The 12,766-nt window shown below is 59.4% G+C and carries 12 protein-coding genes and 1 pseudogene; all 13 read left to right on the forward strand.

From position 1 onward, the window contains the following. Nucleotides 1-378, forward strand: a pseudogene (locus LB554_RS25865) (capsular biosynthesis protein CpsI); the annotation flags it as partial. Nucleotides 379-461: 83 nt separating this feature from the next. Then, nucleotides 462-1,157 (forward strand): class I SAM-dependent methyltransferase, encoded by a 696-nt coding sequence (locus LB554_RS25870; protein WP_181173065.1) that lies wholly within the window; start codon nucleotides 462-464, stop codon nucleotides 1,155-1,157. 112 nt (nucleotides 1,158-1,269) lie between these two features. Beyond that, nucleotides 1,270-2,439, forward strand: a complete 1,170-nt coding sequence (locus LB554_RS25875) for a glycosyltransferase (RefSeq protein WP_224587630.1) — start codon at nucleotides 1,270-1,272, stop codon at nucleotides 2,437-2,439. Next, nucleotides 2,357-3,571 (forward strand): glycosyltransferase, encoded by a 1,215-nt coding sequence (locus LB554_RS25880; RefSeq protein ID WP_224587632.1) that lies wholly within the window; start codon nucleotides 2,357-2,359, stop codon nucleotides 3,569-3,571. Before LB554_RS25875 ends, LB554_RS25880 begins: the two co-directional genes overlap by 83 nt. Before the next feature lie 73 nt (nucleotides 3,572-3,644). Beyond that, nucleotides 3,645-4,457 (forward strand): class I SAM-dependent methyltransferase, encoded by an 813-nt coding sequence (locus LB554_RS25885; protein ID WP_224587634.1) that lies wholly within the window; start codon nucleotides 3,645-3,647, stop codon nucleotides 4,455-4,457. A gap of 129 nt (nucleotides 4,458-4,586) precedes the next feature. Further along, nucleotides 4,587-5,831 carry a hypothetical protein gene (locus tag LB554_RS25890; protein ID WP_224587636.1) on the forward strand — a complete coding sequence of 415 codons (1,245 nt, stop codon included), beginning with the start codon at nucleotides 4,587-4,589 and terminating at the stop codon, nucleotides 5,829-5,831. 4 nt (nucleotides 5,832-5,835) lie between these two features. Further along, on the forward strand, nucleotides 5,836-7,131 hold the full coding sequence (locus LB554_RS25895) for a lipopolysaccharide biosynthesis protein (protein ID WP_263486018.1): 1,296 nt from the start codon (nucleotides 5,836-5,838) through the stop codon (nucleotides 7,129-7,131). Between the two features lie 215 nt (nucleotides 7,132-7,346). Continuing rightward, complete coding sequence (locus tag LB554_RS25900; RefSeq protein ID WP_224587640.1) at nucleotides 7,347-8,297, forward strand: glycosyltransferase family 4 protein; 951 nt, start codon at nucleotides 7,347-7,349, stop codon at nucleotides 8,295-8,297. A 34-nt stretch (nucleotides 8,298-8,331) separates the two neighbouring features. After that, nucleotides 8,332-9,459, forward strand: coding sequence for a glycosyltransferase family 4 protein (locus LB554_RS29565; protein ID WP_140717757.1), 1,128 nt, complete (start codon nucleotides 8,332-8,334; stop codon nucleotides 9,457-9,459). A gap of 437 nt (nucleotides 9,460-9,896) precedes the next feature. Next, nucleotides 9,897-10,385, forward strand: coding sequence for a hypothetical protein (locus LB554_RS25910; RefSeq protein ID WP_224587641.1), 489 nt, complete (start codon nucleotides 9,897-9,899; stop codon nucleotides 10,383-10,385). Between the two features lie 310 nt (nucleotides 10,386-10,695). Further along, on the forward strand, nucleotides 10,696-11,016 hold the full coding sequence (locus tag LB554_RS25915) for a hypothetical protein (RefSeq protein WP_224587643.1): 321 nt from the start codon (nucleotides 10,696-10,698) through the stop codon (nucleotides 11,014-11,016). 125 nt (nucleotides 11,017-11,141) lie between these two features. Next, a complete protein-coding gene (locus LB554_RS25920) occupies nucleotides 11,142-11,954 on the forward strand; it encodes a tyrosine-protein phosphatase (protein WP_015318730.1) in 813 nt (270 codons plus the stop codon). Next, entirely contained in the window at nucleotides 11,951-12,724 is a 774-nt protein-coding gene (locus tag LB554_RS25925; RefSeq protein WP_224587645.1) for a polysaccharide biosynthesis/export family protein, read from the forward strand. Before LB554_RS25920 ends, LB554_RS25925 begins: the two co-directional genes overlap by 4 nt. The last annotated feature ends 42 nt before the right edge of the window (nucleotides 12,725-12,766 follow it).

Genomic DNA, 12,766 nt, shown 5'->3' on the forward strand with positions numbered 1-12,766 from the left:
GGCAACCACACGCGCGACTTCACCTATGTCGAGGACATCGCCGAGGGCGTGATCCGTGCCAGCGACAGCCCCGCCGCAGCCAACCCGGCCTGGGATTCCGGCCGTCCGGATCCGGCGACCAGCAGCGCGCCCTGGCGCATCTTCAACATCGGCAACAACAACCCGGTGAAGCTGACCGCCTATGTCGAGGCGCTGGAAAACGCGCTCGGCCGCAAGGCGGTGATCGAGCTGCTGCCGCTGCAGGCCGGCGACGTGCCCGACACCTTCGCCGACACTTCGGCGCTGCAGGCGGCGGTCGGCTATCGCCCCCGCACCTCCGTCACCGAGGGGGTGGGGCGGTTCGTCGAGTGGTACCAGGATTATTTTGGGCGGGGATAGCGCGAACCGATAAGGAGGCAGTGTCGTTGCTGAGGGGGTTTGTACGCGCGAACGTGGCGGTCTCTGAATATCTTGACAGGGCTTTGCCGCCACGCCTTCGCGCGGACGGCAATAGCACGTTTGCGACCGAAATCGCGCCGGCGCTGCTGTCTCCGGACACATTGGTCTACGATCTGGGTGGAGGCGCAAGACCGCTCGTCAGCCTGCCGCAGAAGCGGTGCCTCGGGCTCGTCGTGGTCGGGCTTGATCTCGCTGCCGAGGAACTGTCCAAGGCCCCCGATGGACTCTATGACGAGCAGATCGAGGCGGACCTTACCGTGTTCAAGGGAAGGCAGGACGCTGATCTGGTCATATGCCAGGCGACCCTGGAACATGTTCGCGACGGAGAGGGCGCGCTTCGCGGCATCGCCAGTTGCGTCAAGCCGGGCGGTTTGGTTGCCATTTTCTCGCCGTCACGCAATGCCGTTTTCGCTAGGTTGAACCTGATTTTGCCAGAGAGGATCAAGCGGCGGCTGCTGTTTGCCATCTATCCCGACAAAGGCAGGGGTCATGACGGATTTCCGGCTTTCTATGACAAATGCCTGCCAAGCGAAGTGGAAAGGATCGCGGCGCAAAATGGGCTGGAGCTTGTCCAGCGGCGCCTGTTCTGGAGAAGTTCATACTTCTATTCCTTCGTGCCGGCTTTCCTAGCCTGGCGCCTCTGGCTTGGCATCGCCGCTCTCTTGCTCGGCAAGGATGCGGCGGAGACCTATGCCTATGTCTTTCGGCGAAAACAGTGATCCGTCGAAGATATTCTCCGCCGGTCCTGGCCCGTTTCCGGTTGCGCCTGCTTTCCAACGGGAGAGCTAGAGCCGAACGAGGCGGTATGGCGGCGACCGGGCTTCGAACCGGATGAAGCGAACGAGGAAAGATAGAAAGTCGCCGGGCGGTCCGGATGCCCGGATCGCCGTCTTCATCCCCTCGCTGCGGGCAGGTGGCACCGAGCGCGCGATGCTTACCCTGGCCCGGGAATTCGATCGGCGTGGGCTGGTGACGGATCTCGTACTTGGATGTGCGATAGGTGAATATCTTCCCCTGGTTCCCGACACGATAAAGATAGTGGATCTGCAGGCGTCTCGCATGCTGTTTTCCCTGTCCGGCCTTATTCGCTACGTCAAGGCAGAGCAGCCGCGGGTGATGCTGGCGGCGCTGCCTCACGCGAACATCCTGGCAATAGTGTCGTCCTTCCTGTCACGGCAAGGGGTGCGTACGGTCATATCCGAGAGAAGCAACCTGTCCAGGACCCTTGCGGATACGAAACTGATCCGTGAGAGATTTCTGCCGTTCCTCATGCGAATGACATACGGTTATGCTGACAGGATAATAGCCGTCTCACATGGCGTTGCGGACGATCTGATCAGGCGCATCGGGCTCGACCCGAATTCTGTCGAAGTGATCCACAACCCGTTGGATATAGAACACATTCAGGCACAGGCCAGCGCGCCCATCGATCATCCGTTCGCGGACGAGGACGGCAGGTCCCTGCTGGTCGCCGTCGGTCGCCTCGATTTCGCAAAGGACCATGCCACTCTGATTAGCAGCTTTTCACAGGTCGTAAGCAAACGACCCGTCAAACTGGCGATTGTGGGGGAAGGGCCGCTGCGCGCGTCGCTGCAGACGATGATCGATGAACTCGAGTTGCGTTCCTCGGTCGCCCTGGTCGGCTTTTCGAAAAATCCGTATCCGTGGATGCACCGCGCCGCGCTGTTTCTCCATTCGTCGCGAAGGGAGGGCTTTCCCAATACGATTATCGAAGCCATGGCCTGCGGAGCCAGGGTGGTGAGCACAAATTGCGAAAGCGGCCCAGCGGAAATCCTGGAGGACGGCAAGTGGGGGCGGCTTGTCGCGGTGGGCGACGTGCAAGCCTTCGCGGCCGCGATATTGGCCGGCCTCGATGACGTCAGCCCGCCCGACGTCAGACGTCGGGCCCAGGATTTCAGTGTCGAAAAAGTGGCTGACGCGTATCTGCTCGCGATGGGTATGGGCCTGGCGAGCGCCACCCGAAAGGAGATCCCGGATTAAAGTCCTGCATGTCATCACCGGGCTGCACAATGGCGGTGCTGAGGCGGCTTTGTTCCGTCTCTGCATGGCCGAGCACACTCATTCGCACGCAGTGGTCTCGCTTTCAGACGAAGGAAAATATGGCCCGCTGCTTCGGGAGGCGGGGGTGCCCCTGACCTGTCTGTCGATGCGGAAGGGGAGGCTAAGCCTCGGCGGGCTCGCGGCATTTCGGCGTGCCTTGTCAGCCCATCGGCCCGATATCGTCCAGTGCTGGATGTACCACGCAAACCTGGTTGGAGGCGTCCTGTCGCGGCTTGCGGGTATCCGGCTGGTGGTTTGGGGGATGCACAATTCCGGTCTGGATCCGCTTGTCGCCCCCTTGGCCACGCGGATGGCGGACCGGGCCTGCGCGCTGATATCCCGGGTGGTCCCGACCCAGATCGTGAGCTGTTCGCAACAGGCGTCACGGCGCCATATGAGTGCGGGTTACTCGGCTTCGAACTGGACGATAATTCCGAACGGTTATGATCTGGCTGTCTTCGAGCCGGATGAGAGGGCGCGCAGTCGGCTGCGTCGGGCCTGGTCGATAGATGAAGGCCAATTCGTCATCGGAAGCGTCGCCCGCTGGCATCCCGACAAGGATCACAGGAATCTCGCCGCTGCCTTGGCCAAGCTGTCCGCGGGCGCCGAGTTCCCTTTCAAATGTATTCTCGCCGGCCCCGGAATCTCTCCTGAAAATACCGACCTTGCCGGACTGCTGGACCGTTACGGCGTTCGCGACAAGGTGATGCTGCTTGGTCCGAGCGACGGTGTTGCCGCTCTCATGAGTGCGTTCGACATCCATGTCCTTGCCTCGAGGCGCGAGGCATTCCCTAACGTTGTCGCCGAAGCCATGGCGTGCGGTACGCCTTGCGTAGCGACGGATGTCGGCGATATCGGCATGATTGTCGGCAACACCGGATGTGTTGTTCCGAGCCAGGATCCCGACGCGCTTTCTCGCGCCATTACAAACATGGCTCTGGAAAACCGTGACTCGCCATCCTGGGAGACAAGACAGCAGGCATGCCGCAACCGCGTCGCGTCCGATTTTTCAGTTGAGCGGATGGCAAGGGCATACAGCGCGCTATGGGAAAGATTGTCTGCCAAGGGCTAGCGCACGGAAACGACCAGGAACAGACAATTATATGTTAAGCTCGCGAGTCATCAGGCAGACGGTGGGGATTGTCATGTTGGAAACCGACAAGCTGTTCGCGGGCTCAATTCCGGAAAACTACGACCGCTACATGGTGCCTTTGATCTTTGAGCCGTTCGCTGCGGATATCGCGCGGCGAGCAGCGGCCCTATCGCCCGGCGCGGTCCTGGAAATCGCCGCGGGCACCGGGGTCGTCACCCGCGCATTGGCGCCAAGACTGTCGCCCGACGCAAGCTATGTCGTGACCGACCTAAACCAGCCGATGCTCGACTACGCTGCTTCGCGACAAACTCCTGATAGCCGCATCGAGTGGCGCCAAGCGGATGCGATGGCGCTGCCATTTGAAGATGCGGCCTTCGATCTTGTCTGTTGTCAGTTCGGTGCGATGTTCTTTCCGAACCGCACGTCTGCTTATCGCGAAGCCAGGCGGGTCCTGAAGCCCGGCGGACGGTTTTTGTTCAATGTATGGGATCGCATCGAGGAGAATGTGTTCGCCGATGACGTGACCAACGCTCTGGCACGGATCTTTCCCGACGATCCCCCGCGCTTCCTGGCACGCACGCCGCACGGCTATCACGACAAGGTGCTGATCCGTCGCGACCTAGAGGATGCAGGCTTCTCTCGAGTGGTGATCGAGACGAGAGCCGAACAGAGCCGCGCATCCTCGCCACGCCTTCCGGCCGTTGCCTACTGTCAAGGCACTGTTCTTCGCACCGAAATCGAGGCCAGGGAAGCTGGAAAACTGGACGCTGCAACCGATTACGCGGCATCCGCCATCGCAGACCGACACGGCAGCGGTGAAGCCGCCGCCAAAATTCAGGCCCATGTAATCATGGCCGAGGTCTAGGTGTCGGCAGGCCCGTTCCGCACGACATATCGCCCGCCGTACCGCACTCGGATGGCATTCGGAGGGCCGCAGACACCAGCCGGATTTGTGAGCCGCCGGGCGTGAGGATATTGGGAGCTAGGCAATAGGGTGAAGGCGCGGGACGTCAGAAGAGATTACCTGGTTTCACCCTTTGCGCTTACGCCGCAAATGCTTTTGCTTATATCGAGCCTACTTTATTTTGTTCCATTTCTTGCCGGCGGCTTTCAGTACGTTGACGTTGGCGGAAGGAAGTATGATTTTACATATGATTTGGGCACGGGGTATGCCATCGCCGTTTCCATGGTTTGCATCGCCGCAGCGATGGTTGGCTTCGTTCCGAGACGCCAGAGTTTCGAAATTGAGGGAGATAGCCAAGGAGAGTCGTTGATAATAATCGCGATGATCATTATTTTCGGCGGAATTTCGATTGCGAACCCGGCACTTTTCTCCGCGTCTAAGGCGGATGTTTTATCGTCAACTGGTCGGTTTCAGTATATATTTTACAATGCTTGTATCATCGGCGTGGTCTTTGGGGCTCTGTCTGGATGGAGGAAATCCAAGCTTGTTATGGCCCTGAGCTGGCTAGGACTAATTTTAACGCTCTATATTGGGCATAGATCCTCAGTTGCGATAACTATCCTATCTTTACTGTATGTAAGATACAGGAATGTTCCGTTGATGATGATAAGAAAACGGTATGTCATTGGCGGGCTTTCAGCATTATTTTTTCTGGCAGTGTACAAGTCGGTCTACTCCGCGGTGAAGGCGGGGAATTTCGAGCTTGTCGGCCAAAAAATAAAGTTCGACCATTTGTCAGGTTCCACCCTTGTCGGGTTGGAGCAGTTCGTGACATTGGCTCATTTGGACCTTATCGTAAAATATAACTACACCTTGCCTTGTTCCAATCTCTGGTTGGTGCCACTTTCTTTCATTCCATTTTCGGATGCGGTCTTCGGCAAGGATGGCTGTACTTACAACGAGCAGGTCCAGCCGCTGCTTTTTCCGGGCTACAGTGGCGGTGTGGCGGCAAATATCTGGGCGGAGTTCTATGCAAATTTCGGATACGCCGGATTTCCGCTGCTCGTCATTATTCTTTCCCTGGTCTGTGTCGCCATCGAAGCAATAATCCGCAACGTGCGCAGCGCGACGCTCAAGTCTGGTCTGATCGTGGCGATCATCCACCTCACATTCTACATCCAGCGCAAGGAACTGCTCGGCGCGTTCATCTCCGCCAAGCGGGTCATCCTTGTGTCGCTTTTCATATTCGGGCTGGTGTATGTCCATCGAAAGTGCTTCCCGCAAGCGCCTGCGATGGAAGCGGGAGTGCGGGGCCTGCGCCGGGACCATGGCTGAGGACATGACGGCGATAGCCAAACCTTCTGGATGGATACGCGCGCGCAGGGTCGCTCGGGACGTCACCATGACCACATCCTCAAGTGGAGTGGCGGCTTTGTGTTCCGTCATCGCGTTGGCGCTCAATGCACGCTCGCTCGGCCCCGGAGATTTTGGCACCCTCGCCGTAATCCAGGCCTATGTCACGTTCATCTCCGGCCTCGCTACGTTTGAGAGTTGGCAGCCTGTCATCAGGCTGTCCGCCAGGTCCCGCTCGCGCCTTGGCCGGGCAGCTTCATGCGGGATCGCGCTCGACCTTTCGGCGGCCGTTGTCGCCACTGCGGTGGCGGTTGGTGGGGTCCTGCTGTTTGGGGAGTCGATCGGCGTATCCCACCAGGATCGGCTTCTGGCGCTGATCTATAGTCTCACCTTGCTGGCCAGCCTCGCGGGCACCCCCAAAGGCGTGCTTCGCCTGAATGGGCGGTACGACGTCATTGCCGGCAATCAACTCGCCCAGGGGGCTGCCGTGGTTGTTGCCTCGCTCGTCCTTTGGGCCATCGAAGCGCCTCTGATCGCCTATGTGGCTGTGTTGGCGGCGATCGGTGCGCTCTACAATCTGGCGCTGTTCGTCCGGCTGCTTGTCTATGCCCGACGCGAGAACATCAAACTATTCAATCCGCTTCGTTCCCGTTCCAGGCGGCGTTTCTTTTGGACATTCCTTGTCATGGCCACTGGGACCAGTGTGCTGTCGACCCTGGTGAGTGCTAGACGACATGTAGCCTTGTTCCTTGTCGCCGGTCTTTTAGGAGATGTTGCCGCCGGCGCCTATTCCGTGGCGTCGCGTCTGGCGACGATGATGTCCCGGCTGACTGGGCCCTTGAACCAGGTGATCTTTCCCGAACTCGCGAGACTGTCCAACGAAGAATCTCCGTCCCGCCTAAACAGGCTGAACGCCCGCATCACGATGGTCTCGGCATGTGTCGCCGCGGGCATGGCGGCGGGCGGTGTCGTGCTGCAAAAATTCATCGTGGTTCTGGCCGCCGGTTCGGCCTATGCCGATGCCTCGCTGCTTTTCGCTATCTTGTTCGCGGCCGAGTGTCTCGGCCTGGCCGGAATGCATTTCAATCCTTTGATCCAGGTTCTGGCCGGAACAAAACCGCTTCTCAAGATCATGGCGTCGGCATTCATCGTCTACCTGCCGCTTTCGTTCGTCCTGTCGGGCTGGATCGGAATTCCGGGTATCGCCTGGGCCGGTCTGATCGCATCGGCGCTGGTCTACACGGCAATGATGGTGGTTTCGCAATTATTGCTGCAAAAGTAGATCCGAATCACGGAAAATATCCCAGGTCTGACAGTTTGAGATACTTGTTTTGCCTACCAAGATACCACACCAATGTTGTGCCTTGGGTGCGCATACTGACCTCGGCCGGGCATCATGTTGCAATCGACGTCGTCGAAACAGGGGCAACGGAGAATTACACACTTGTTTCTCCCAATGTAGTGGCACCATCGGCGCTGTCACGAAGAGTTATGCACATGGGTCCGAGCGATATCCCAAACTCGCCCTTTTCCTTTCCCGGTCTTGTTTCCTACTGGAGACATCTTCGGGTCGAGAATCCCGATGTGGTGATCGTGCGCGGCGTGACGCGATGGTTCTGCAGGGTCGCCGCGTTGTGTGCGATTTTGCAAGGCCGCAAGCTGGTTATCTACGATCAGGAGAATGTCAGGCCTCAGGCATGGAGCGGCACATGGATCCGCAGAGCTGTCTTTCGGCGACTCGGGATTGCGCACTTCACGTCACGGCTCCCGTCGAATCCTGGCTCCGTCGGTGCGGGAGGCGCCATGCCCCTGCCATTCGGAAATCCCTTCGAGCCGATCCGCATCGGAGCGCTGCGAGGCAGGCCGTTGCATTCGCCGCCCCGAATCCTGATGGTGGCAAAATACCGGGAGCGAAAGGGGCACAGTTTGCTTCTGAGGGCACTGGCGGTGATCTCGGCGTCCACACCATTCTCCATAACGTTGTGCGGCGAGGAGGCGACGCATTCCGACGCGGCTTTTTGTGAGGCCTTGCGGCAAGAGGCCCAAGCGCTTGGACTGGCGGACAGACTTCGGTTTCAAAACAACATAGCTCATGACAGGATGATCTCGATCTATGCCAGCCATGATCTCTTGATATTGCCCTCGCGTACGGAACCTGCCGCGGTATCTCCCGTCGAGGCCGCCTGGGCGGGATGTGCCGTATTGATGTCGCGCGACAGCGGCACGAGGCATTACCTCCCTCCGGGGTCCGGGTTCGACTTTGACCCAGACGACCCGCAAGACATCGCTCGCGCGGTTGCCGGGCTTATTGCCCGGCCCCAGGACCTGCGGCTTGCAAGGGATGCATGTTTCATGCGCATTTCTTCAGTTGCGGATGATGACGTGATCTTGCGGTTGTTCGAGACTTTTGGGACTGGAACCGGGCGGACGCGCGCGTCGATGAGCTGAAGGACATCCGGAGGGGCGGGGAGTGGGGTCCGAGGTGGGAAGGAAGATTGTCATCTCGATCAACACGTCCTGGAACGTAGTCAATTTCCGCAAGGGCCTGATCGAGGCGTTGCGGCGGCGCGGCTATGATGTCGTCGTCGTCGCGCCGAGGGACGAGTATTCATCCTTGATCCCAGGGATGGGTTGCCGCCACGTCGACATCGAAATCGACAATTCCGGCACCTCGCCTGTTCGCGACCTTGCGCTTCTGTGGCGCTACTGGCTTATCCTGCGCCGCGAGAAGCCGCTGGCGTTCGTAGGCTTCACCATCAAGCCCAACGTGTTCGGCTCGATGGCTGCAAACCTGAATGGCATTCCGGTCATAAACAATGTTTCAGGGCTCGGCACTGTCTTCCTCCAGGGCGGCCTTCTCCAGGGAATCGCCAAAGCCCTTTATCGCCTGGCGCTGGCCCGTTCGAAGGTGGTCTTCTTTCAGAACGACGACGACCGGATGCTGTTCGTCGGCGCGCGCATCGTGCGCAAGGAACGGACCGCGCTGCTGCCCGGCTCAGGCGTCGATCTCGCGCGCTTCTCGCCGTCGCCGCGCCAGCGCGCGCCGTCCGGTGCCATCGTATTTCTGCTGGTGGCTAGGCTGCTATGGGACAAGGGTGTCGGTGAGTTCATCGAGGCTGCCCGCCTCGTCCGTCGCCAAGCGCCTGCGGTGCGCTTCCAACTCCTTGGCTTTCTCGATGTCGAGAACCGAACCGCGGTCAGCCGCGCCGAAATCGAGCAATGGGTCGACGAGGGTTTGGTCGAGTATCTCGGTGCCACCGACGACGTTCGCCCTTTCCTGGACGCTGCCGATTGTGTCGTCCTGCCTTCCTACAGGGAGGGTACCCCACGCTCACTGCTCGAGGCGGCCGCGATGGGCAAACCTCTGATCGCCACGGACGTGCCCGGTTGCAAGGAGGTGGTGGACCATGCCGTCAACGGTTTCCTTTGCAAGGTCAGGGATGCCAGCGACCTGTCGGCACGGATGATCGATTTCGTGACGATGGACGGCCACTCCAGGGACGCGATGGGGAACGAGAGCCGGAAAAAGGTTGAACGGCAGTTTTCGGAAACGATCGTCGTCGAGAGCTACATGCATCAGATAGAGAAGCTTACGGCTGCCGCCACGTGATGAGCGGCCATCGCCTTCCGCTTCTCGGCCGTGAGCCGGCTGACACCGGATCTATTTCCGTCTTAGCGGCCGATCGCCGGGGCTTCATGAGCCGCTGCCAGTCCACGATTGTCCGACCAGGCGCAAGCTGCCGTGGCTGCATCGGTGATGGTGAACCGCCTTCCCGTTCGCCAAGTCTGATCAGGAGCGCTCGCGCGCAGTCACGGGGCAAAGGATATCTCAATTGTTTTTCGGGTAATCTGAAATTCGCCGGCGATAATCAGAACTTTTCATGCGCTATTGCTAAAGTGGTGAGCTCCCAAAGGCACGAGGCAAGTCAAAATTCTAGCGCCGGCGCGAAACAGGTTGGAATTGTGGCAAAAAACTGTTACGCGCTGATGTCATAAACTTTTGATTTGCAAGTTCCAAGGAGCGGCTTCGAGAGAAGGGCAAAACGAATGAATCTCATCGTCAGAACCGTGGTGGTTGGATTTGTTGTTTCCGTCGGTTTCGGTTCCGCTTCCGCATTTGCTCAGAAAGCATCTTGCAGTTGCGCGACTGCCTATCATGGTGCGTCAAATCCGGTTGGATCCATTGTTTCCGTCAATGGCGATGTGATGGTGTCGCAGGCCGCCGGCTACGGCCCGGCCAAGGCAGGAAATATGCTTGATTCCGGCAGTCGTGTGGTGGTCGGCGCCAAGGGGTCGGCGTCCGTGGCCGTTGGCGGCTGCAACCAGGATGTGCCGGCGAGTTCGAGCCTGGATGTCTCTCGCGTCGAGGGCAACATCTGCCTCAAGCTGGTTGGCTCCGAGCAGACCGCCGCCATCCAGCAGTCTGGCGGAGCGGTCGGCGGTTTCGGTCCGCCCGAGGGAATTTTTTCTGGTGCGCTTCTTGCGACCGGCGTGCTTGCGGCCACGCAGGACGACGACAGCGCTGTCAGCCGTTGAAGGCTGTGGCCCATTGCCGTGATTGGCCGCGGCGCGCCGATAGTGTCTTTAGATGGGTTCGTTAACTATATTGCATTATTAGTTGTTGAAATAGTGTGGGCGATCCTGGCGGGGAATAGCTGGTTTCGATGGGGCGGAAATGACGGGTCGAGTTGGAGTTGTTATTGCTTTTGTAGCGCTCGCAGCGGGAAATGTTTTGTTTGCCGGGTCCGCGGCTTTCGCACAGGCAGCGCAGTGTTCCTGCCTTGCGGCCATACCGGTTTCGGGAAGTGTGGTCGGCCAGTTGACCAACGTCCAGGGTGACGTGCGGATGTCACAGGCTGGCGGTTATGCCGGTGTGAATGGCGAGGCGCCGGTCTATTCGGGCGCACGCATCATGACAGGGGCGCAGGCTTCGGCTTCCCTGGTTGTAGGCACCAATTGCGCGTTCAACGTTCCGGCGAATGTGACCGTCCAGATCGACCCTGTCGAGGGCGGTATGTGCGTGTCGTTCGATGCACCGCAAGCCGCTGTCGTGCCGGCCGGTTCCGAGCCCGGCGTTTTGCCGGTTCTCCTCGGTGCCGGTGCGATTGGCGGTGGCGCGGCCCTTCTTCTCGGCCTGCAGGATGACGATGACGCCGTCAGCCGCTAGTCGGTCCCCAGCGTTCCTGTTCTGCGTAAGCTTGTGAAATGCGTCATTCGCCGCCATGCGGGTGATGCGTTTGTATTTTGTCGAGGCAGCGGCGTCGCTTTGCCTCCATGCAGACAGAAACGCCAATGATTGACCTGCATTCCCATATTCTGCCTGGTCTCGACGATGGCTCTTCCAGTCTGGCTGAATCGCTCGAAATGGCGCGGCTGGCAGCGGCTGATGGGACAACGCATATGGTGTGCACCCCGCACGTCATGCCCGGCGTCTATGAGAACGGCACGACAAATATTGCCCAGGCAGTCGAGGCGCTGGTCAGGGAACTTGCTTGCGCCAGCATCCCGCTTGTCCTCTACGTCGGCGCCGACGTTCATGTTTCGCCTGATCTTCCCGACCGGCTGAAGCTCGGCAAAGTGCCGACGTTGAACGGATCGCGCTATTTCCTCTTTGAGCCACCGCATCACGTCTTGCCGCCGCGGCTCGAGGATCTCGCTTCCCGCCTCGTTGGCGCGGGCTATATTCCGATCCTGACCCATCCTGAACGGTTGACCTGGATCAAATCGAACTATGACGTAGTCGAGCGATTGAACGCATTGGGCTGCCTTATCCAGCTCACGGCGGATTCGGTCGTAGGAGCCTTTGGCCGGACCGCTCTCTACTACTCGGAAAAGCTGCTCGACGAAGGCAGGGTGGACATCATCGCATCCGATGCGCACGGCCCGTCGAGGCGTCGGCCGGGGCTTTCCCAGGCGGTGGTCGCCATCGCAAATCGGTGCGGCGAAGATGAAGCCTACAATATGGCGGTGAAACGCCCGGGCGCGATATTGCAGAATCAGCTGCTCGCGCCCATTGGAAAAGTGAGCACCAAGAAATTGTATGCCGGCAGCGCGAGCCGTTTCGGCGGATTGGGTCGGCTGTTCAAGAGCGGGTCTCTGGGATGAACATTTTCGATCGTGCCAGAAACAATGCAGGTATGCCGACGCTGGCCGCGTTGCTTGCACTCTCTGCTTGCGCGAGCTCTTCTTCGACATCATCGACGGCCTCCGTCGAAGCGTTGCAACCGACATCGTCTTCGACGGCCCTTGCCGGCGGTGGTGCGCTGCAGGTGGTGAAAGACCTGCCAGCGCCGCAAAACACGCAAAATGGCAGCGAGCAGCCGCTGTCCGCCAACGACGTGCTCGAAGTCAGCGTCTTCCAGGTCGATAATTTGAACAGGACCGTTCAGGTCGATGCCAGCGGCCAGATTTCCCTTCCGCTCATTGGCGCGATGACCGCGGCCGGCAAGACCGTTCGTCAGCTCGAGAAGGAAATCGAGACCGCGTACGGCGCAAAATATCTGCAATCGCCTGACGTGATGATTTTCGTGAAGGAATCGGTAGGCCAGCGCATTACGGTCGACGGCGAAGTCAACAGGGCAGGCATCTATCCGGTGTCCAGCAGCGCTTCCCTGCTGGATGCGATCGCGCTCGCCGGAGGATTCAATGCTGTCGGCGACGCCGGCAAGGTCTTCGTCTATCGCAATTTTGGCCAGAGCAGGCTCGTCGCCAACTACAATGTCGAGGAAATTCGCGCAGGCAAGAATCGCAACCCGCGCATCTACGGCGGCGACGTGATCGTCGTTTTCGCTTCGAAGTCGAAAATCGCGATGAACAATCTCAAGGACGCGTTGGGTCTCGCCTCGAGCGCGGCCCGCATTGCGGTCATTCCATAAGACAGGCACGGCCGGCCCACGGACAAACCAGGATGACTTTGC

It is taken from the genome of Mesorhizobium sp. CO1-1-11 (assembly GCF_020164995.1).
In the GTDB taxonomy this organism is placed as follows: domain Bacteria; phylum Pseudomonadota; class Alphaproteobacteria; order Rhizobiales; family Rhizobiaceae; genus Mesorhizobium; species Mesorhizobium australicum.